Genomic DNA, 20,854 nt, shown 5'->3' on the forward strand with positions numbered 1-20,854 from the left:
TCTTTCGTCGCCCGCAGGCTGCAATACTAGCGCCGCCGCGCGCAGGCGCAACTTGATGCGAGCGGGCGCGAAGAATAGCGGCGAGGTAACTATGCTCGCGGTGTGAAATCCTTGACCATCAGTGCGATTTTCGCCCAATGGCTATGGACTGAGCAGACGATCGTGCCGCAAATTATACCTCCGAGCAGATACGCCTGAGAGCGGACCGCCCCACCGATGAGCCTGCGTACCCGGTTACTGATCCTCGTCATCGCCGCCATGCTCGTGCCGGCGATCCTGGTCGGGCTGCGCTTCGTGCAGAACCGGGCCAGCGAGATCGACGCGGCGCTGGCCAATCTGGCCGCATCCGCCGACGACATCGCCAGCGATCTGAACGAGAAGATCCAGGGCACCGCCCAGCTCCACTACGGTCTGGCCCGGGCCCGCGACCTCGACACGCGCGACAAGGCGGCGTGCTCGGCGTTTCTGTCGGAAGTGCGCGAAGAATACCCGCAGTTCACGGGCATCCTGACCATCGATCCCGACGGCAGCCTGTTCTGCGACTCGCTTCGGACCAACCGCACCCTCGACCTGAACGACCGTGGCTATTTCAAAGAGGTCAAGGGTCTTCAAGGCGTCGTTGCCGCAGAGCCGGTGTTCGGCCGCCTCACCGGGCTATCGGTGCTGCAGATCGCCTATCCCGTGCGATCGGAGACGGGCGCGCTGAAGTTCGTGCTGCTCGCGTCCTTCAACTTGAACAAATTCGCGGAATTTCACGACAAGCGGCTGCTCGCCGAGAAGGATATCCTGTTCGTCGACGCCAAAGGTACGGTCCTGGTCGCCCCCAAGGGCGGCGGCTGGAGCGAGCCTGTCGGCGGGACCATTGCGGGCTCCGATCTGTTCCGCTTTGCCGCAGCGCCCGATGGCGAGCCATTTCGGGAAGTCACCGACCGCGGGGGCCGCACGCAGATCTGGGGCGTTGCCCGCTCGCCCTCGATGCGCAAGGCCGGCCTCACCATCATGGTCGGACGCTCCAAGGACGGACTGGTCGCGGCGGCGAACCGCCGGCTTTACGAGGACATGGCGATTCTCGCGGTGGCCTTGCTGCTGCTCCTCGCCGGCTTATGGATCCTCACGACCGTGAGCATCGGCCGCCAGATCGGGCGGCTCGCCACCATGGCGAAGAGGCTCGCGCGCGGCGATCTCAGCGCCCGCATTCCGGAGCCCCATCCGGGCGGCGAGCTCGGCGGATTGATGAGCCTGCTCAACGGCACCGCCGAATCGCTAGAACAGCAGCGCGCCGCGATCGCGGATCTCAACCAGAAGCTCAGCCAATCCCAGAAGATGGAAGCCATGGGCCAGCTCACCGGCGGCGTGGCGCATGATTTCAACAATCTCTTGACCGTCATTCTCGGCAACTCGGAGCATCTCGCCGACCGGCTGGCGGGAAACAAGGAATTGCACCGCATTGCCGGCGACATCGCGACCGCCGCCGAGCGCGGTTCTGACCTGACGCGGAGCCTGCTCGCCTTCGCGCGCAAGCAGCCGCTGCGGCCGAGAGAGATCGACATCGCCGAGAAAGTGCTCGGCATGGAGCAGCTTCTGCGCCGGACGCTGGGCGAGCACATCGAGTGCCGCTTCGCGTTCGACCGGGATTTATGGCCGACCAGCGTCGATCCCGGCCAGCTGACGACGGCCCTGCTCAACCTCGTACTCAACGCGCGCGACGCGATGCCGGAGGGCGGCAAGCTGACGGTCGAGGTCCATAACAGCTCGCTCGGTGAATCCGACCTCGACGTCAACGGCGAGCCGCGGCCCGGCGACTATGTGATGGTGGCCGTCACCGATACCGGCAGCGGCATGAGCGCCGAGGTGGTCAGCCGCGCGTTCGAGCCGTTCTTCACGACCAAGGAGGTCGGCAAGGGGACCGGCCTGGGCCTGAGCATGGTCTACGGATTTGCACAACAGTCCGGCGGACTTGTGCAGATGCAGTCCGAGCCGGGACGAGGCAGTGTCGTCAGGCTGTTCTTTCCCCGTATCGCAACGCCGCCAGGCCAGGACCTGCGCCCGGCGGAAGCGACCGTCACACAAGCGGGACACGAGACCATTCTCCTCGTCGAAGACGACGACATGGTGCGGGCCTATGTCGAGAACGAGCTCAGGACGCTGGGCTACCGGGTCATCGCCACGTCGAACGGACCGGCGGCGCTGGAGGTGCTGCGCCAGCCCGGGGACATCCAGTTGCTGTTCACCGACGTCGTCATGCCCGGCGGCATGTTCGGGCCGGAGCTTGCGAGGCAAGCAACCGGGCTGCGGCCTGATCTCAAGGTGCTCTTCACCTCCGGCTACAGCCAGACGCCCGTCAAGACATCGGACGGGGTCGGCGACGCCCGCATTCTGACCAAGCCGTTCCGGCGAAAGGATCTTGCGGCGATGCTGCGGGCCGCGCTCTCGGAGCCGTCGCGGTAGATCAGGATGCTATCGCGAGCTGGAGCGCCACTGCGAGATTGGCCGCGAACAGGCCCGCGTCGATGACGAAGATCCGGAGCATCGGCCCCTTCAACACCGGCCAGTAGGCGACCCCGACGCGCCCGCCACGCATCAGCACCGGGAGGTTATAGGCGAACTGGCTGAAATGGCAGGCCGAAAAGAACAGGAACAGCGTGAGCTGCGCCTCGACCGGCTGAAAGAAGAGCGGACGCGCAGCCAGAAGGTAGAACGACAACACCCCTATCGGCAGGTTCATCCCGCCCAGGAACGCGACGCTGGCCGCCAGGGTTGGCGCGATCGGATTGCTGCGCTCTTCCCGCGGCAGCAAGATCTTCAGGGTGTTGGCCTGCGCAATGCTGAACTGGATGAAGGCGCCGCCGAACCACAGCGTGTTGAGGAGCAGGACGATATCCGAAAGGCGCATGGTCATTTTCCGTAAAAGGCTTCGCTGCGCACGACGCGCCCCGTATCGTCGAAATCCATGAACTCGCTGGCGCGCGTGTCTCCCAGCTGCCACCACACCGTCAGGCGCGCGATGGCGTTGTCCCAGCTCCAGCTCAGGATCCTCAGGTCCGCGCTTTCGATGTGGCCATAGGCTTTGCGCCAATAGGCGCGGATATTCTCGATGCCGGCGACGACGGGAGAACCGGTCAGCGTCAGCGCCAGAGGGCTGCGCATCTGCGCGTTCTCGGCAAAATGCGCCACCACCGCGTCGATATCGACCTTGCACCAGCTCGCGCACCAGGCCGCGACGAAGCGTTCGGCGGCCGCGCGATTCATTTTCTGCGCGCTCAATGGATTCTGTCCGCTCATGACACGGGCCCTCCCCGGCTCGTTGCCAGGACAGTGACAAAGCCCGCTTCTCATGTCAACTATATTGACTTTAAGAACGGTCAATTGTTGTCGGCGATCGTCCCCATGACCGCCATCCATGCCGCCGACCCGGATGCGCCGACGCGATCGAACGCCTCGCGCAAAACCTTGCGCTCGTGGTCCGAGGCCCGTTGCTCAATGCGCTGCCCGGCGGCCGTCAGACGCAGCAGCTTGGAGCGATGCTGCTCGGGCGAGCGCTTCGACGTCACCAGCTTGCGCTCCAGGAGCAGACTGAGCGGCCGGCTCAAGGCCTGCTTGGAAATGCCGAGGACCTCGAGCAGCGAGCCGATCGCGATATCGGGCCGGCGTGCCACCACATAGAGGATACGATGATGCGGACGCGACAGGCCCTGCTTCGCAAGATATTCGTCGGCTTCCAGCGTCATGCCGCGCCAGCCGTAATACATGAGCTCCAGCGCCGCATCGAGATCGTGCAGCTTGTCGAGCGAAGCGCGGTGAAGTCCCGCGGCTTGAGACGTCCTGGCCATTGTCGGAAGTCAGCCCTTGTAAGAAGTCAGCCCTTGTAAGAGTCAGCCCTTGGCCCGCAGCTCGCGCCGCAGCACCTTGCCTGTCGCCGTCATCGGCAGCGTCTCGGCGAATTCGACGAACCGCGGATATTCATGCGCGGCGAGCTGCACCTTGACGAACTCCTGGATCTCGCGCGCCAGCGCGTCGGTGCCGGTAAAGCCCGGACGCAGCACGATCCAGGCCTTGATCGATTCGGTGCGGATCGGATCGGGGATGCCGACCACCGCGGCCATTGCCACCGAGGGATGCTTCATCAGCGTGTGCTCGATCTCGGACGGGCCGACGCGATAGCCGGCGGTGGTGATGACGTCGTCCTCGCGGCTGACGTACCAGAAATAGCCGTCCTCGTCCTGCACGCCGAGATCGCCGGTGAGCAGGAATTCGCCGGCATATTTCTTCGCCGTCGCCTCCGGATTGCGCCAGTATTCGAGCATGGTGACGGGGCATGGCTGGCGCACGCCGATGATGCCCCGCTGGCCGCGCGGCAATTCTTCGCCCTTGTCGTTGACGATGCGGACGTCGAAGCCCGGCGTCGCCTTGCCCATCGAACCCGGGCGGATCGGAAACAGATTGGAGTTGCTGCCGATCACGAGATTGCACTCGGTCTGGCCGAACACCTCATGGGCGTCGATACCAAAAGTCTCGCGAACCCAACCGAGCAGTTCGCCGCCGAGCGATTCTCCGCCGGTGAAGATGCTGCGGAGCTTGACGCCCGGATGCTTCACCCCGGCCTGCCGCATCAGCTTGAGCGCGGTCGGCGGCAGGAAGACGTTGCGGACGCCAAGGTCGGCCATCATCTGCATCGCCGCCTGCGGCTCGAATTTGCGCGCGCGATGCCCGACCAGGGGGATGCCGTGATACCAGAATGCGAGCAGGCCGTTGACGAGGCCGCCGATCCAGGCCCAGTCCGCCGGCGTCCACATGAGATCGCCGGGACGCGGCAGGAAGTTGTGACACATCTCGACATTGGGGAGATGGCCTAGCACGACGCGGTGCGCATGCAGCGCGCCCTTGGGATTTCCCGTCGTGCCCGAGGTGTAGATGATCAGCGCGGGATCGTCGGCGGCGGTGTCGACGGTCGCAAAGTCCTCGGACGCGGTTTCGATCGCCGGCCAGAATGGCTTTGCGCCGGCGTGGACGGCGCCGCTCGTGACATAGATGTCCTGCAGATAGGGCAGCCGCTCGCGGATCTTCGTGAGCTTCTCCCAGCCCGCCTCATCGGTGATGATTGCCCTCGCGTGTGAATTCGACAGGCGAAATTCCAGCGCGTCCTCGCCGAACAGTGCGAACAGAGGGATCGAGACCAGGCCTGAGCGGAATGCCGCCATATGCGCGATCGGCAGCTCCAGCGATTGCGACAGGAACACCGCGACGCGGTCGCCGCGCGAAAGCCCATCCGCCTTCAGCACGTTGGCGAAGCGGCGCGACATGTCCGCGACCTCGTCGAAGGAGGTTCGCGTGGTGGCGCCGTTCTCGTCGACATAGATCAGCGCGAGCCGGCCGGTGCCGTCGGCATGCCGATCGCAGCATGCTTCCGCCATGTTGAAGCGCGCCGGGATGTCCCAGCGGAAGTTGCGAGTGAGTTCGTCGTAGGTTGCGGCTTCGGTCAGCATGGGCTTGGATCGTTTCCGTCAGTCTCGGTCATGGCCGGCAAAAGCGCAAAGCGCGTCTTCGCGATCAAGTCCCGGCCATCCACGCTCTTCTTGCTTCACTGCTAGTCTAAGGCCGTGGATGCCCGGGACAAGCCCGGGCATGACGTTTGAGGGGACCCTTCACCGCACCGTCGCAAAGAACTTCCTGACATCGCGCACGAACAGCTCCGGCTGCTCGAACGCGGCGAAATGGCCGCCCTTCTCCATCTCGCTCCAATGCGTGATGTCATGGAAGTTCGGTTCCATCCAGCGTCGCACCGGCGTGATGATCTCCTTGGGGAACGCGGCGACGCCCGTCGGCACCTTGACGACAGGCGTGGTGCGGCGTTTGCCAAAGCTCTCCCAGTAGAGCCGCGCCGAGGAGGTCGCCGTCTCCGTCACCCAGTACAGCATGACGTTGTCGAGTAACTCGTCCCTGGTGAAGATGTTCTCGGGATGGCCGTCGCAATCGGTCCAGGCCCAGAATTTCTCCAGAATCCAGGCCGACTGCCCGCTCGGCGAATCCGTGAGGCCATAGCCGAGCGTCTGCGGGCGCGTCGATTGCTGCTTGGAGTAGCCGGAGTCGAGATCGACGTAATGCTTGAGGCCGGCGAGCGCTCGCTTCTCCTCCGCGGTCGGCTCGCCCTCCATGCGCGGCGGCGAGTTGAAGGACAGCGTGATGTGAATGCCGGCGCAGTGCGCCGCATCCTGCGCACCGAGCGAGGCCGTCACCGCCGAGCCCCAGTCGCCGCCTTGCGCGCCGTAGCGCGCATAGCCGAGCCGCTCCATCAGCTTCGCCCAGGTCGCGGCGATGCGGTCGACGCCCCATCCGGTCGCCTTCGGCTTGGCGGAGAAGCCGAAGCCCGGCAGCGAGGGACAGACGACGTGAAACGCGTCCGCGGGATTGCCGCCATGCGCGACGGGATCGGTGAGCGGCGCGATCACCTTCTGGAATTCGACGATCGAACCCGGCCAGCCATGGGTGATGATCAGCGGCAGCGCGTTTGGCTCTTTCGAGCGCACATGCGAGAAATGAATGTCGAGCCCGTCGATCTCGGTGGTGAACTGTTCGAAGCGGTTGAGCTTTGCCTCGCGCGCCCGCCAGTCGTAGCCATCGGCCCAATAGGTGCAGACCTCCTGAATCCACTTCAGCGGCGCGCCTTGGCTCCAGTCGTCAACCAGCTCCGCCTCCGGCCAGCGCGTGCGGGTGAGACGCGACTTGAGATCGGCGAGGATGTCGTCGCTGATGGCGACGCGGAACGGTTTGATGGCGGTCATTGGCTGCCTCCCTTCTTCTTCTTGTCATTCCGGGGCGCGCGTAGCGCGAGCCCGGAATCCATTAAGCAACGGACTCAGCAGCGCGATGGATTCCGGGTTCACGCTACGCGTCGCCCCGGAATGACGGCCTAGCCCGACAGCGCCGCCTTCACCAAACCGCTGGCCTTGCCGAAATCCATCTGTCCGGCATACTTGGCGCGCAGCACGGCGATCACCTTGCCCATGTCCTTCATGCCGGCGGCGCCGGTTTCAGTGATCGCGTCCGCGATCGCCTTCTTCACCTCGTCGTCGGCCATCTGCTTCGGCAGATACGCCGAGATCACTGCGATCTCCTCGCGCTCCTGGGCCGCAAGCTCGGCGCGGCCGCCTTTTTCGTAGAGCTCGACCGACTCCTGCCGCTGCTTGATCATCTTCTGAAAGACGCCGAGCAGGTCGGCGTCCGACAACGGCGGCTTGCCCTGCCCGCGCGCATCGATGTCGGCATTCTTGATGGTCGAATTGACCATGCGCAGCGTGGACAGCTTGCGCTCGTCCTTGGCCTTCATGGCCTCCTTGACCGCATTGTTGATGTCGTCGCGCAACATGATCGTGATCCCTTCGAATATCTGACGCCTGATCTAGGCCGTTCGCGGCCCCTAGACAACCTCGGTTCCGAGCCATTCGGTCAAGGCCCGCACTGTCGCTTGCGGCTGCTCGGCTTGCGGCAAGTGCCCGCAGCGATCGAGGACTTTGAGCCTAGCGCCGGCGATGCCCTCGGCCATCTCCCTGGAGAGAGCGTTCGGGATGGTGTTGTCAGCATCGCCCGTCAACACCAGCGTCGGGCATTTGATCGCTGCAAGCGTCGGGCGCGAATCCACCCGTGCGATGATCGCGGTCTGCTGCCGCAGATAGCCCTCGACACCGACATCCTCGTCCTGCGCATGCACCAGCTTGAGAATATCGGCATCATCGCGGCGCGACGGATGCACGAGCTCCGGAAAACTCTCCTCGCGGATTGCGCGGAGCTCGCCGCGCCGGGCGCGCTCCATCAGGCCGCGGCGGCGCGCGGTCGCCTCCGGGGTGTCGGGCCGCGCCTGGGTGTTGATCAACGCGAGCTTGGCCACCCGCTCGGGCGCCTGGCGCATGATCTCGAATGCGATGTAGCCGCCCATGGAATGGCCAGCGAGCGCGAAGCGCGGGGGGGCCTCGCTCAGCACGCGGGCGGCGATCGCCGCCATGCTGTCGTCGCGGATATGGTTGGCAACCATGACCGGGCCGAAGCGCCACAGCGCCGGGATGACAGGGGCATAGATCCGGGCCGAGGAGGCCAGCCCCGGAACCAACAGAATCGGGGTGGTCTGGTCCATTATTGCCTCGCAAGCCCAGGAATTTGCCGGAAATTGTGCGGCCAAGCTTAGGAGCCCGAGACGGGCTGTCAAATATGCAAAAACGCATGTGAATCGGCGCATCTGCGCTTTGACGGGGGCGTCCGGCAGGCTTATGAAACGCGCTCATGACACAACATGACAACGATCCCGCCTGGCCGGACCATAAACCGACCGCGCTCCTCGTGCTCGCCGATGGCACCGTGCTCGAAGGCTTTGGCCTCGGCGCCGAAGGCCACGCCGTTGGTGAAGTCTGCTTCAACACCGCGATGACCGGCTATGAGGAGATCCTCACCGATCCCTCCTATGCCGGCCAGCTCATCACCTTCACCTTCCCGCATATCGGCAATGTCGGTACCAACGAGGAAGACATCGAGACGGTGAACATGGCGGCGACGCCGGGCGCGCGCGGCGTGATCCTGCGCACCGCGATCACCGATCCCTCGAACTACCGCGCCACCAAGCATCTCGACCAGTGGCTGAAGGCGCGCGGCATCATCGGCCTCTCCGGCATCGACACCCGCGCCCTGACCGCGCTGATCCGCAGCAAGGGCATGCCCAACGCCGTGATCGCGCACGCCAGGAACGGCGAGTTCGACCTGCATGGGCTGAAGGAAGAGGCGCGCGAATGGCCGGGCCTCGAGGGCATGGACCTCGTGCCGATGGTCACAAGCGGCCAGCGCTTCACCTGGGACGAGACGCCGTGGCTGTGGGACAAGGGCTTTGGCCGCCAGGACAAGGCTGAGTTCAACGTCGTCGCCATCGATTACGGCATCAAGCGCAACATCCTGCGCCTGCTCGCCGGCGTCGGCTGCAAGGTGACGGTGGTGCCGGCGACGACCTCGTCCGAAGACATTCTGGCGATGAAGCCGGACGGCGTGTTCCTGTCGAACGGTCCCGGCGATCCGGCCGCGACCGGCAAATATGCCGTGCCCGTGATCCGGGACGTCATCAAGTCGGGCACGCCGACCTTCGGCATTTGCCTTGGCCACCAGATGCTCGGCCTCGCCGTCGGCGCGAAGACGAAAAAGATGCATCAGGGCCATCACGGCGCCAACCACCCCGTGAAGGACGAGACCACCGGCAAGGTCGAGATCACCTCGATGAACCACGGCTTTGCGGTCGACGAGACCACGCTGCCGAAGGGCGCGACGCAGACCCACATCTCGCTGTTCGACGGCTCCAATTGCGGCATCCAGCTCGACGGCAAGCCGGTGTTCTCGGTGCAGTACCACCCGGAAGCATCGCCCGGCCCGCGCGACTCGCACTATCTGTTCCAGCGTTTTGCGGATCTGATGCGTCAGAAGAAGAGCGCGTAAGACGCGCGCTCTCATGCCCCCGCTGAACCGGGGCCTACCACTCGCGGCTCTCTGGGTCCCGGCTCTGCGCCGCAGCGTTGCACGCTGCAGCGCGTCCGGGACAGGTGACCCGTTGAGGAACACCTCCACACGATAGAATGTTGTCCCGCTGTCTTTTGCAGCCGGAGCCCGCCATGTCCGTCGTCCGCGACAAGGCCGAGCCGCTCGCCATCGTGTTCGAGGATGATGGGCTCGTGCCGAACAACATCCGCCCCTTCCTGGTCTACCAGGGTGCGGTGAAGCTCGACCCGAAGCAGCCGGAAGAGACCATCGAGAACCTGTTCGAAGCGAACGGCTGGGGCGGGACGTGGCGCAACGGTGTCTACGATTATCTGCATTACCACGCGACGGTGCATGAGGTGCTCGGCGTGGCGCGCGGCAGCGCCCGCGTCCGCTTCGGCGGCGACCATGGCCAGGAGCTCGAGATCAAGGCGGGTGATGTCGCGATCCTGCCGGCCGGCACCGGACATCAATGCATCAGGGCGAGCCGTGATTTCTGCGTGATCGGCGCCTATCCGCGCGGCGCGAAGATGGAGATCACGCGCGCAACGCCGGACAACCACGCCAAGGCGCTGAAGACGATTCCACAAGTCGCGCTGCCGCCGGCCGATCCAGTGACCGGCAAGGATGGGGCGTTAATGCGGTTGTGGCGGTAGACAAAAGCGAAGGTGCGTAGGGTGGATTAGCGAAGCGTAATCCACCACGTCTGTCTCCGCCGAAACAGAAGAGGTGGGTTACGCCTGCGGCTAACCCATCCTACGGCAGTTCGCCCTACGCCGCGTTGCTGCCTTCCTGCCGCGTGGCCTCGAACAGGAACCACGTCCGGCGCTCGGTCTCGTCGATGAACACTTCCAAAATGCTGGCGCTGGCGACATCGCCGGCGTCGTCGCAGACGTCGTGCGCTTTGCGCATCGCGGCCGCGACGTGCTTGTTGTCCTGCATCAGTTCGCGCAGCATCTCGTGCGGCGGGACGTAGTCCTCGTTGTTGTCCTTGATGGTCTGGAGCTTTGCGACCTGGCCGATCGACTTCAGCGTGGTGCCGCCGATCTTGCGGACGCGCTCGGCGAGCTGGTCGGTGGTGGCGAAGATCTGGTCGGACTGCTCGTCGAGCAGCAGATGATAGTCGCGGAAGTGGCGGCCGCTGATGTGCCAATGGAAATTCTTGGTCTTCAGATACAGCGCGAAGGCGTCGGCCAGAAGTACGTTGAGCGCCTCCGAGACCTTCTTGACCCCGTCGGGCGACAGGTCGGTGGGGGTATCGAGATCGGGCGAGACCTTGTTGTTGGTTTTGCTCACGGGAAGCCTTCCTGTTAGGACGCGGACATTGACGGCGCGCCGTCGCACCCCTAACGCAAGGCGGGCAGCGCCGGTTCCTTGACGGGAACCGTTTGGCCGGGACCTTCGAATACCATGGACGATTGGATCGATTATTACGACTCGACGCATACGATCTATGTCAGCAAGCTGCATCGCGACTTGCACTTCCAGATCATCGCGCGGGACATCATCGGCTACATCTCCTCGCCGGACGCAACGGTGCTGGACTATGCCTGCGGCGAGGCGCTGTCGGCGAGCCAGGTGGCTGGTAGCTGCGGCAAGCTGATCCTCGCCGAGCCCGCGCCGGGCGTGCGCGGCCGGCTGATCGCGCGGTTTGCCCCGAACACCAAGATCCGCGTCCGCTCGCTCGACGATGTCCGCAAGATGCAGGACCAGTCGATCGACCTCGTCGTGATGAACTCGGTCGCGCAATACATGGCGCCGGAGGAGCTCGACGCCGCGCTCCTCACCATCCGCCGTATCCTGAAGCCCTCCGGCAAGCTGGTGCTGGGGGACATCCTCCAGCCCAATGTCGGCATGGTCAGGGACGTCATGGCGCTGCTCGGCTTCGGCCTGCGCCACGGTTTCTTGAAGGACGCGCTGGTCGGGCTCATCAGCACCGCGCTGTCCGATTACCGACATCTGCGCACGCGCATCGGGCTCCAGCGCTACAGCGAGGAGGAGATCACCGCCAAGCTGAGAGCGGCCGGGTTCGCGGTCCAGCGCGCCCACACCAATATCGGCCATAATCGCTGGCGCATGACCTTCGTCGCGCGGCCGCCTCTGGTTCGTTAAGCATAACAATTAGCCGTTGTAGCTTGTCGCACTGCAATCGGTAATGATCGCCGTGGCCCGGTGGCGGAAGCGTCTACGCGAGGGCGGTGCAACGCTCTACATCCTGGTTCAAATCCAGGCCGGGTCTCCACGCTTCGCCTTCGGGCTACGCGTGGCGCAGCCACGCTTGACCCGAAGGGGCGAAGCGTGTCCGGCGTAGCTGGAGCGCAGCGGAAGCGTAGACGGACTGCCCGCGCAAACCTCAACCTGCCTCCACCACTTCACACTCAGCCATCAGCTGAAGCCGCTCGGCATCCTTGGCGGCAGAGCTGATCACCGCATCGAGCAGGCCGGGAAAACGCGCGTCCAGATCCTCACGGCGCAGCCGCATGAAGCGGTTGGTGCCGGCCACGCGCGTCTGCATCACGCCGCATTCGCGCAGCTTGGCGAAGTGATAGGCGAGGTTGGACTTGCCCGCGAGCCCGTTGAAGTCGCCGCAGCAGAGCTCGCTGCTGACACGTTCCTGCTGGGCGAGCTGGTAGACGATGGCGAGCCGGATCGGATCGCTGAGGCAATCCAGCACCATCGGCAATTCGATTTGCTCGCGGGTCGGGTGGAGAGGTGTGCGGCTCATGACCCGGGAATCATAGCGAAGCGGCCGCAATGTTCAATAGTTCTTGAACCAATTGACTTACAAACCACCATATCCAATAGTTCAATAAACGTTGAACATAGGGATATCGTCCAATGAGCGTATTCTGGCTGGCCCTGGCGGCCTTTGCGATCGGCACCGAAGGCTTTGTCATCGCGGGTCTTTTGCCCGGCATCGCCGCCGATTTGCAGATTTCGGTCTCCGCCGCCGGCCAATTGGTCACGGCCTACGCCCTCACCTATGCCGTGGGCTCGCCGATCCTGGCCGTCGCGCTGAACAATATCGACCGCCGAACCGTGCTGGCCCTGGCGCTGGCGACCTTCATCGCCGGAAATCTCGCCGCGATGGTGGCTTCCAGCTACGCCCTGCTGCTGGCCTCGCGGATGCTGATGGCGCTGGGCTCCGGGCTTTGCATGCCGACGGCGCTCGCGGTGTCCGTGGCGGTCGCCTCGCCCGAACGGCGCGGCCGAGCGGTGGCGCTGGTCACGTCGGGCCTGACGGTCGCGACTGTCATTGGCGTTCCCCTCGGCAACCTCGTCGGCAGCCTCCTCGGCTGGCGCGCGACCTTTGCGATGGTCGCCATGATAGGCACCGTCGCGCTCGCCGGTCTGCTGCTCGGCCTGCCCCGCGGCCTGCCGCGCAACACGGCCTCGCTCGGCGAACGGCTGGCGGTGGCGCGTCACAGCAATGTCCTGGTCGCGCTTGTGATCACGATCCTATGGGCGCTCGGCGGCTTCACCGTGTTCACCTATTTCGCGGTTCCGCTGCGCGGCCTCGGCTTCGATGCGTCGCAAATCAGCCTTGCATTGCTGGTGTTTGGCGGCGCGGCCGCGATCGGGAACATGTTCGGCGGCTTACTTGCCGACCGGCTCGGTACGCTCGCCACCGTGGGCCTCGGCCTCGCCGGCATGGCAGCCGCGCTGATCCTTCACTCGGTGGTCCTGAAGTTGATGCCGGGCCAGGCGCACTATGCGGTGCTGGGCACGATCTTCCTCTGGGGCATCTCGGGCTGGGCATTCTACCCGGCCCAGGTCTCCAGCATCATCCGGATCGAGCCGCAGGCCTCGATGATCGCGCTCTCGCTCAACGCCTCCGCCATGTATCTCGGCTTCGCCATCGGCGGGGCATTGGGCGGGGCGGTGCTGGCGACCCTCTCGCCGAACGACCTCGGCTGGATCGGTGGAATGAGCGTTGCGGCCTCACTTCTGGTGCATCTCGCCCGTGGCTGGCAGGCCAGGCCAAAACCCGTCAAAATTGCCGGTTGATGGGCGTTTTTCGGGGTTTCGCCGCCCCGGAATCTGGTCTAAGACCCACCCGCGCGCGAGGGAGACCACCGCGCTCTCGGCCAAAGGGACGCGCAGGAGCGCGCCCTTTTTTTGTGCCCAAATTCCAGTCCGGCGAGAGTTGATGCCCAAACGTACAGACATCACCACCATCCTGATCATCGGCGCAGGTCCCATCGTGATCGGCCAGGCCTGCGAGTTCGACTATTCGGGCACCCAGGCGGTGAAGACGCTGAAGGAAGAGGGCTATCGCATCGTCCTCGTCAATTCCAACCCGGCCACCATCATGACCGATCCGGAATTGGCCGATGCGACCTATATCGAGCCGATCACGCCCGAGATCGTCGCCAAGATCATCGAGAAAGAACGTCACGTCATTCCCGGCGGCTTCGCCCTGCTGCCGACCATGGGTGGACAGACCGCGCTGAACTGCGCGCTGTCGCTGCGCCAGCAGGGCACGCTGGAGAAGTTCGACGTCGAGATGATCGGCGCCACCGCCGACGCGATCGACAAGGCCGAGGATCGCCAGCTGTTCCGCGAGGCCATGACCAAGATCGGTCTCGAGACGCCGAAGTCGCGGCTCGCCAATGCCTCCGCCCTGAAGAAGTCCTTCCGCGACAAGCGTCAGGCTGAACGCGAAAAGCTCTCGGGCGCGGCCCTCGAAGAGCACGATCGGCAGTGGACGCTGGGCGAAAGCGACCGCCGCAAGCGCTATCAGGAATATGCGCTGGGCCAGGCCATGATGGCGCTGTCCGAGATCGGCCTGCCCGCGATCATCCGCCCCTCCTTCACCATGGGCGGCACCGGCGGCGGCATCGCCTACAACAAGGAAGAGTTCCTCGACATCATCGAGCGCGGCTTAGACGCGTCTCCCACCAACGAAGTGCTGATCGAAGAATCCGTGCTCGGCTGGAAAGAGTACGAGATGGAGGTGGTGCGCGACAAGAAGGACAATTGCATCATCGTCTGCTCGATCGAGAACCTCGATCCGATGGGCGTGCACACCGGCGATTCCATCACGGTGGCGCCGGCCCTGACGCTGACCGACAAGGAATACCAGATCATGCGCGACGCCTCGCTGGCGGTGCTGCGCGAGATCGGCGTCGAGACCGGCGGCTCCAACGTGCAGTTCGGCGTCAATCCCGAGGACGGCCGCATGGTCGTTATCGAGATGAACCCGCGCGTGTCGCGCTCCTCCGCTCTGGCTTCGAAGGCCACCGGCTTTCCGATCGCCAAGGTCGCAGCCAAGCTCGCGGTCGGCTACACGCTCGACGAGATCGCCAACGACATCACCGGCGGCGCCACGCCGGCCTCGTTCGAGCCGACCATCGACTATGTCGTCACCAAGGTGCCGCGCTTCGCCTTCGAGAAATTCCCCGGCGCCTCCACCACGCTGACCACGTCGATGAAGTCGGTCGGCGAAGTCATGGCGATCGGCCGCACCTTCCAGGAAAGCCTCCAGAAGGCGCTGCGCGGGCTCGAGACCGGACTGACCGGCCTCGACGAGATCGAGATCGAAGGTCTCGGCCGCGACGACGACAAGAATGCGATCCGCGCCGCGCTCGGCACGCCGACGCCGAACCGGCTGCTCCAGGTCGCCCAGGCGATGCGGCTCGGCTGGTCGAACGAGGAGATCTTCAACTCCTGCAAGATCGACCCGTGGTTCCTCAGCGAGATGCGCGGCATCGTCGACATGGAGGAGAAGGTCCGCAAGAACGGCCTGCCGGGCAATGCCTTCGGCATGCGCACGCTCAAGGCCATGGGCTTCTCCGATGCGCGGCTGGCGGTGCTTGCCGAGACGACGGAAGCCGAGGTCACCGCGAAGCGCCACGCGCTCGACGTTCGCCCGGTGTACAAGCGCATCGACACCTGCGCGGCCGAATTCGCCTCGCCGACCGCCTATATGTATTCGACCTATGAGGCGTTGTTCGCCGGCGCACCGGCGGACGAGAGCACGCCATCCGACAAGAAGAAGGTCATCATTCTCGGCGGCGGACCGAACCGCATCGGCCAGGGCATCGAGTTCGACTATTGCTGCTGTCACGCCTGCTTCGCGCTGCACGATGCCGGCTACGAATCCATCATGGTCAACTGCAACCCGGAGACGGTGTCGACCGACTACGACACCGCCGACCGGCTCTATTTCGAGCCGCTCACTGCCGAGGACGTGCTGGAGATCATCGCCAAGGAGCGCACGAATGGCACGCTGCACGGCGTGATCGTGCAGTTCGGCGGCCAGACCCCGCTGAAGCTCGCGCGCGCCCTGGAGGCCGCCGAAGTGCCGATCCTCGGCACCTCGCCTGATGCCATCGACCTTGCCGAAGACCGCGACCGCTTCAAACGCGTGCTCGACAAGCTCCGTCTCAAGCAGCCGAAGAACGGCATCGCCTATTCGGTCGAGCAGGCAAGGCTCGTCTCCGCCGATCTCGGCCTGCCGCTTGTGGTGCGCCCATCCTACGTGCTCGGCGGCCGCGCGATGCAGATCATCCGCGAGGAGAACCAGCTCAACGATTATCTGCTCGGCACGCTGCCGGAGCTGGTGCCGGCCGACGTCAAGGCACGCTATCCGAACGACAAGACCGGGCAGATCAACACCGTGCTCGGCAAGAACCCGCTGCTGTTCGACCGCTATCTCTCGGACGCAATCGAGATCGACGTCGACTGCCTCTGCGACGGCAAGGACACCTTCATCGTCGGCATCATGGAGCACATCGAGGAAGCCGGCATCCATTCCGGCGACAGCGCCTGCTCACTACCGGCGCATTCGCTCGAGCCTGAGATGATCGAGGAGCTGGAGCGGCAGACCCGCGAGCTCGCGCTCGGCCTCGACGTCGTCGGCCTGATGAACGTGCAATACGCCATCAAGGACGGCGAGATCTACGTGCTCGAGGTCAATCCGCGCGCCTCGCGCACCGTGCCCTTCGTTGCCAAGGTCGTCGGCACGCCGGTCGCGAAGATCGCCGCGCGCATCATGGCGGGCGAGAAGCTCGCCGATTTCAAGCTGAAGAAGGCAAAGCTCAAGCACGTCGGCGTCAAGGAATCGGTATTCCCGTTCGCGCGCTTCCCCGGCGTCGACACGGTGCTCGGGCCCGAGATGCGCTCGACCGGCGAGGTCATGGGCATCGACCGCAATTTCGAGGTCGCCTTCGCCAAGAGCCAGCTCGGCGGCGGCACGCGAGTACCGCGCAAGGGCACGGTGTTCGTCTCGGTGCGCGAGAGCGACAAGACGCGCATCGCCGAGGCGGTCCGCGAACTGCATTCGCTCGGCTTCAAGGTGTTGGCGACCTCGGGCACCCAGCGCTTCCTGACCGACCAGGGCATCCCGACCGAGAAGGTGAACAAGGTGCTGGAGGGCCGGCCGCACATCGTCGACGCCATTACCAATGGCGACGTCCAGCTCGTCTTCAACACCACCGAAGGCCCGCAGGCGCTCGCCGACAGCCGTTCGCTGCGGCGCGCGGCCCTCTTGCATAAAGTGCCGTATTACACCACTCTTTCCGGGGCCGTGGCGGCCGCGCAGGGCATCCGCGCCTATCTCGGCGGGGACCTTGAGGTTCGTACCCTGCAGAGCTACTTTTCGGAAACCTGATCGCGAGCGGACGGCCGAGCCTTAAGGGTTAAGCCATCCGTTAAGTGATTGGCAATGAAGCCACAATGGCCGGAGGAACTGTCCGGCCATGGTGGTTGTTCTGTTCCGGCGCCAGCCCACATAACGTTCCGGTGGCCGCGTGTTCAGGGCCGGGAATACCGACGAATCAAGGTTGCCGCGCCCGCTGTTGTGGGGACGCGGAGCCGAAGGACGAGAGAAGAGATGGAAAAGGTTCCGATGACAGCGGGCGGCTTTGCCGCGCTCGGGGAAGAATTGAAGAAGCGCCAGTCCGAGGACCGTCCGCGCATCATCGAGCACATCGCGGAGGCGCGCTCGCACGGAGACCTGTCGGAGAACGCGGAATATCATGCCGCGAAGGAAGAGCAGTCCCACAATGAAGGCCGCATCGCCGAGCTCGAGGACAAGCTCGCGCGCGCCGACATCATCGACATCTCGAAACTGTCCGGCGATACCATCAAGTTCGGCGCCACCGTGACCTTGGTCGACGAGGACACCGAGAAGAAGACGGTGTGGCAGATCGTCGGCGAGGTCGAGGCCGACGCCAAGAAGGGCCGCATCTCCATCACCTCGCCGCTCGCCCGCGCGCTGATCGGCAAGAAGAAGGGTTCGACCGTCGAGGTCAACGCACCCGGCGGCGCCAAGGCGTATGAAATTACCAAGGTGGAATGGCGGTAAGAATTTGCCGCCCGCGCTGAGACGTTTCAAAAGGCCGCGCATCGCGCGGCCTTTTTGTTTCGGCGTGTTGCTTGTGTGGGTGGAGCACGCTCTCTCACCGCTGGTCGTTGCGAGCGCAGCCCGCACCTCAATCAGGATGACGGGACTGGCAGGACCTTGGAGCGGCTACCGCCTCCCCTTCACGTCCAGCGGCACCGCCGCCTCGTATTTCGAATTATGCAGCACCAGCGATGTCCGCACATTGCGCACGTGGGGCGCGGCGGTCAGATGCGTGACGAAATCCTGGAAGGTCGCCATGTCGGGGGCGACGCATTTGAGGATGAAATCGACCTCGCCCGACAGCATCCAGCACTCCCGCACCAGGGGCTCGGCGCGGACGAACTCCTCGAAGGCGCGTAAGTCCGCCTCGGCCTGGCTGGACAGGTGCACGGCGGCAAATACGGTGACGTCGAAGCCGAGCTTGCGGGCGTCCAGCAGGCCGCGATAGCCGTGGATATAGCCCTCCTCCTCCAGCGCCCGGACGCGGCGCAGGCAGGGCGGCGGCGAGATGCCGACCCGCTTGGCCAGCTCGACATTCGTGATTCGACCGTCAGCCTGAATCTCGGAGAGAATTTTCAGGTCGATGTCGTCTAGGTTCCGCGACACTTGATTGGAACTCCTGGCCTTTGCGGCTGTATTGGTGGGTTTGCCGCAATCCTCATAGCCCAGTCCGCGCGGCTAGCGCAATTTTATTGCGCGTGCACCGCAATCGACTTTTGTTCCTTGTTGGAAAAATCCGCCGATAGGCAATGCAATTCTTGCATAGCTCACCAGAAGGCTTAGATTAGCTCTGATATTTCAGCGCCTCCGCGAGGCCTCCCGGCACGTTCCGCTCCCGCGCTGTGAATCCCCCGTGAAAGGCGTCCGTCAATATGTCCGCCCCTGTCCATGCAAAGGTCGTCATTATCGGCTCCGGCCCCGCCGGCTACACGGCGGCGATCTACGCCGCGCGCGCGATGCTCGAGCCGATCCTGATTCAGGGCATCCAGCCGGGTGGCCAGCTCACCATCACCACCGACGTCGAGAACTATCCGGGCTTCGCCGACGTGATCCAGGGCCCCTGGCTGATGGAGCAGATGGAGAAGCAGGCGGTCCATGTCGGCACCAAGATCGTCTCCGACCTTGTGATCAAGCTCGACAGCTCGCAGCGGCCGTTCCGCCTCACCTGCGACTCCGGCGACGTCTATCTCGCCGACGCCGTGATCCTCGCCACCGGCGCGCAAGCGCGCTGGCTCGGGTTGCCGTCCGAAGTAAAGTTCCAGGGCGGCGGCGTGTCGGCATGCGCCACCTGCGACGGCTTCTTCTACCGCAACAAGGAGGTCGTGGTGGTCGGCGGCGGCAATACCGCGGTCGAGGAAGCTCTGTACCTCACCAACCATGCCTCGCAGGTCACCATCGTGCATCGCCGCGACCACTTCCGCGCCGAGCGCATCCTGCAGGAACGTCTGTTCAAGCACCCCAAGATCAAGGTGATCTGGGACAGCGCCGTCGACGAGATCTGCGGCACCGAGAACCCGAACAAGGTCACCCATGTGCGCCTGAAGAACGTCAAGTCCGGCGCGCTGACGGACGTGAAGACCGACGGTGTCTTCATCGCCATCGGCCACGCGCCGGCGACCGAGCTCGTGAAAGACCAGATCAAGCTCAAACCGTCGGGCTATGTCGAGGTCGCCCCGAACTCGACCGCGACATCGGTGCCCGGCTTGTTCGCCGCCGGCGACGTCGCCGACGAAACCTATCGCCAGGCCGTCACGGCCGCCGGCCTCGGTTGCATGGCAGCTCTCGAAGCCGAACGTTTCTTGGCCCTGCGCGCCAGCGAGCGCGCGGCAGCGGAATAAAGATCATGCCCCGAACACGCGACGGATTTACAGATATGGACTGGGACAAGCTGAAGGTGTTTCACGCAGCGGCGGAAGCTGGCAGCTTCACGCATGCGGGCGAGCAGCTCGGCCTGTCGCAATCGGCGGTGTCGCGCCAGGTCTCGGCGCTGGAGCAGGAGCTTTCGGTCTCGCTGTTCCACCGCCATGCCCGCGGCCTGATCCTGACCGAGCAGGGCGATTTGCTGTTCCGCACCGCGCATGACGTGTTCATGCAGCTCCAGGCGGCGCGCGCCAAGCTGACCGACAGCCGCGAGCGGCCGAGCGGCGACCTCAAGATCACCACCACCCCCGGCGTCGGCATCAACTGGCTGATCCCGCGGCTCGGCGAGTTCACCGCGCTCTATCCGGAAATCCGGATTTCGCTGATCGTCACCGACGAGGAGCTCGACCTGTCGATGCGCGAGGCCGACGTCGCGATCCGCACCCGCAAGCCGACGCAGCCGGATCTCATCCAGCGCAAGCTGTTCGCGATGGGATTCCACGCCTACTGCTCGCCGGAATACATCAAGCGCTTCGGCACGCCGCGCACGCTGGAGGAGCTCGACTCCCACCGCATCATCACGCTCTCGGACGGCAACTTCGCGCCGCATTTGCAGAACCGCAACTGGCTGGTCGAAGCGGGCCGCAACGGCTCGGGTCCGCGCGAAGCCTATTTCAGGGTCAACAACATCCTCGGCCTGGTGCGCGCCTGTCAGCAGGGCCTCGGCATCGCGGCGCTGCCCGACTACCTCGTCGAGGAACAGAGCAAACTCGTGCAGCTGTTCGGCGAGTCGGATTCGATCCAGCTCGATACGTACTTTGTCTATCCCGAGGAGTTGAAGACGGTCGCGCGCGTGCAGGTGTTCCGCGACTTCGTGGTGAGCAAGGCGCAGCGCTGGCCTTCCTGATTTCCGCATGACTGACATGCGGCCTCGGCTGTTGCTGCATGGCGCTCGTCAAGCTCATACTGCTTGCACGCTGAGCCTTCGCGTTGCGCATTTGTCCCCCTCCTCCAGTGGCGCGGGAGTTCAGTAATCCCTCTTGGAAGGTGATTGTGTCGGCCTCACGTGGCCAATACCTTAAGCCGGGCTCATTCGAGCCCGGCTTTTTTTCGGTCAAATCGGCTTTCGCCTTCCGCGTGTAT

At 64.5% G+C, this 20,854-nt stretch carries 19 protein-coding genes and 1 tRNA gene; 10 read left to right on the plus strand and 10 right to left on the minus strand.

Annotated elements, in window-relative coordinates:
• Nucleotides 1-216 precede the first annotated feature (216 nt).
• Nucleotides 217-2,448 (plus strand): ATP-binding protein, encoded by a 2,232-nt coding sequence (locus GDN70_RS32690; protein ID WP_038948150.1) that lies wholly within the window; start codon nucleotides 217-219, stop codon nucleotides 2,446-2,448.
• A 1-nt stretch (nucleotide 2,449) separates the two neighbouring features.
• Here GDN70_RS32690 and GDN70_RS32695 read toward each other — a convergent pair whose 3' ends face one another.
• From GDN70_RS32695 to GDN70_RS32725, 7 genes are all read right to left on the minus strand, one after another.
• Nucleotides 2,450-2,893, minus strand: coding sequence for a hypothetical protein (locus tag GDN70_RS32695; protein ID WP_028140486.1), 444 nt, complete (start codon nucleotides 2,891-2,893; stop codon nucleotides 2,450-2,452).
• Nucleotides 2,894-2,895: 2 nt separating this feature from the next.
• Nucleotides 2,896-3,282, minus strand: a complete 387-nt coding sequence (locus GDN70_RS32700) for a nuclear transport factor 2 family protein (protein WP_038948149.1) — start codon at nucleotides 3,280-3,282, stop codon at nucleotides 2,896-2,898.
• An 80-nt stretch (nucleotides 3,283-3,362) separates the two neighbouring features.
• Nucleotides 3,363-3,830, minus strand: coding sequence for a MarR family winged helix-turn-helix transcriptional regulator (locus tag GDN70_RS32705; protein WP_028140488.1), 468 nt, complete (start codon nucleotides 3,828-3,830; stop codon nucleotides 3,363-3,365).
• Nucleotides 3,831-3,872: 42 nt separating this feature from the next.
• Nucleotides 3,873-5,483 carry an acyl-CoA synthetase gene (locus tag GDN70_RS32710; protein WP_038948147.1) on the minus strand — a complete coding sequence of 537 codons (1,611 nt, stop codon included), beginning with the start codon at nucleotides 5,481-5,483 and terminating at the stop codon, nucleotides 3,873-3,875.
• A 159-nt stretch (nucleotides 5,484-5,642) separates the two neighbouring features.
• Nucleotides 5,643-6,779 carry an epoxide hydrolase family protein gene (locus GDN70_RS32715; RefSeq protein ID WP_152103552.1) on the minus strand — a complete coding sequence of 379 codons (1,137 nt, stop codon included), beginning with the start codon at nucleotides 6,777-6,779 and terminating at the stop codon, nucleotides 5,643-5,645.
• A 128-nt stretch (nucleotides 6,780-6,907) separates the two neighbouring features.
• The gene (locus GDN70_RS32720; RefSeq protein ID WP_028140491.1) at nucleotides 6,908-7,363 is read right to left on the minus strand and encodes a GatB/YqeY domain-containing protein; all 456 of its coding nucleotides are present in this window, start codon (nucleotides 7,361-7,363) and stop codon (nucleotides 6,908-6,910) included.
• A gap of 51 nt (nucleotides 7,364-7,414) precedes the next feature.
• Entirely contained in the window at nucleotides 7,415-8,125 is a 711-nt protein-coding gene (locus tag GDN70_RS32725; RefSeq protein WP_152103553.1) for an alpha/beta fold hydrolase, read from the minus strand.
• Nucleotides 8,126-8,271: 146 nt separating this feature from the next.
• On the opposite strand from GDN70_RS32725, the gene carA reads away from it, so the two are divergent.
• A complete protein-coding gene (carA, locus tag GDN70_RS32730; protein ID WP_038948142.1) occupies nucleotides 8,272-9,462 on the plus strand; it encodes a glutamine-hydrolyzing carbamoyl-phosphate synthase small subunit in 1,191 nt (396 codons plus the stop codon).
• A gap of 173 nt (nucleotides 9,463-9,635) precedes the next feature.
• Nucleotides 9,636-10,157, plus strand: coding sequence for a hypothetical protein (locus GDN70_RS32735; RefSeq protein WP_152103554.1), 522 nt, complete (start codon nucleotides 9,636-9,638; stop codon nucleotides 10,155-10,157).
• A 115-nt stretch (nucleotides 10,158-10,272) separates the two neighbouring features.
• Here the strand turns inward: GDN70_RS32735 and GDN70_RS32740 are convergent, their stop codons facing one another.
• A complete protein-coding gene (locus tag GDN70_RS32740) occupies nucleotides 10,273-10,797 on the minus strand; it encodes a Dps family protein (RefSeq protein WP_152103555.1) in 525 nt (174 codons plus the stop codon).
• Nucleotides 10,798-10,911: 114 nt separating this feature from the next.
• On the opposite strand from GDN70_RS32740, the gene GDN70_RS32745 reads away from it, so the two are divergent.
• Nucleotides 10,912-11,613, plus strand: coding sequence for a class I SAM-dependent methyltransferase (locus GDN70_RS32745; RefSeq protein WP_028140496.1), 702 nt, complete (start codon nucleotides 10,912-10,914; stop codon nucleotides 11,611-11,613).
• 54 nt (nucleotides 11,614-11,667) lie between these two features.
• Nucleotides 11,668-11,743, plus strand: a tRNA-OTHER gene (locus tag GDN70_RS32750).
• A 111-nt stretch (nucleotides 11,744-11,854) separates the two neighbouring features.
• Here GDN70_RS32750 and GDN70_RS32755 read toward each other — a convergent pair.
• Nucleotides 11,855-12,226, minus strand: coding sequence for a helix-turn-helix transcriptional regulator (locus GDN70_RS32755; RefSeq protein ID WP_152103556.1), 372 nt, complete (start codon nucleotides 12,224-12,226; stop codon nucleotides 11,855-11,857).
• A 113-nt stretch (nucleotides 12,227-12,339) separates the two neighbouring features.
• Between GDN70_RS32755 and GDN70_RS32760 the strand changes: the two genes are divergently transcribed.
• The 3 genes from GDN70_RS32760 to greA all read left to right on the plus strand — a co-directional run bounded on the left by GDN70_RS32760 (nucleotide 12,340) and on the right by greA (nucleotide 17,812).
• Nucleotides 12,340-13,509 (plus strand): MFS transporter, encoded by a 1,170-nt coding sequence (locus GDN70_RS32760; RefSeq protein WP_028140498.1) that lies wholly within the window; start codon nucleotides 12,340-12,342, stop codon nucleotides 13,507-13,509.
• Between the two features lie 142 nt (nucleotides 13,510-13,651).
• A complete protein-coding gene (gene carB, locus GDN70_RS32765; protein ID WP_028140499.1) occupies nucleotides 13,652-17,116 on the plus strand; it encodes a carbamoyl-phosphate synthase large subunit in 3,465 nt (1,154 codons plus the stop codon).
• 222 nt (nucleotides 17,117-17,338) lie between these two features.
• Entirely contained in the window at nucleotides 17,339-17,812 is a 474-nt protein-coding gene (greA, locus tag GDN70_RS32770) for a transcription elongation factor GreA (RefSeq protein WP_007596674.1), read from the plus strand.
• 165 nt (nucleotides 17,813-17,977) lie between these two features.
• Here greA and GDN70_RS32775 read toward each other — a convergent pair whose 3' ends face one another.
• Nucleotides 17,978-18,457, minus strand: a complete 480-nt coding sequence (locus GDN70_RS32775) for an Lrp/AsnC family transcriptional regulator (RefSeq protein ID WP_026201989.1) — start codon at nucleotides 18,455-18,457, stop codon at nucleotides 17,978-17,980.
• A gap of 266 nt (nucleotides 18,458-18,723) precedes the next feature.
• Between GDN70_RS32775 and trxB the strand changes: the two genes are divergently transcribed.
• Both trxB and GDN70_RS32785 read left to right on the plus strand, forming a co-directional pair.
• Nucleotides 18,724-19,689, plus strand: a complete 966-nt coding sequence (trxB, locus tag GDN70_RS32780; RefSeq protein WP_038971099.1) for a thioredoxin-disulfide reductase — start codon at nucleotides 18,724-18,726, stop codon at nucleotides 19,687-19,689.
• A 5-nt stretch (nucleotides 19,690-19,694) separates the two neighbouring features.
• Nucleotides 19,695-20,618 carry a LysR family transcriptional regulator gene (locus GDN70_RS32785; protein WP_026201990.1) on the plus strand — a complete coding sequence of 308 codons (924 nt, stop codon included), beginning with the start codon at nucleotides 19,695-19,697 and terminating at the stop codon, nucleotides 20,616-20,618.
• Nucleotides 20,619-20,854: the final 236 nt, after the last annotated feature.

It is taken from the genome of Bradyrhizobium sp. TM102 (assembly GCF_009176685.1).
Lineage (GTDB): Bacteria > Pseudomonadota > Alphaproteobacteria > Rhizobiales > Xanthobacteraceae > Bradyrhizobium > Bradyrhizobium ottawaense.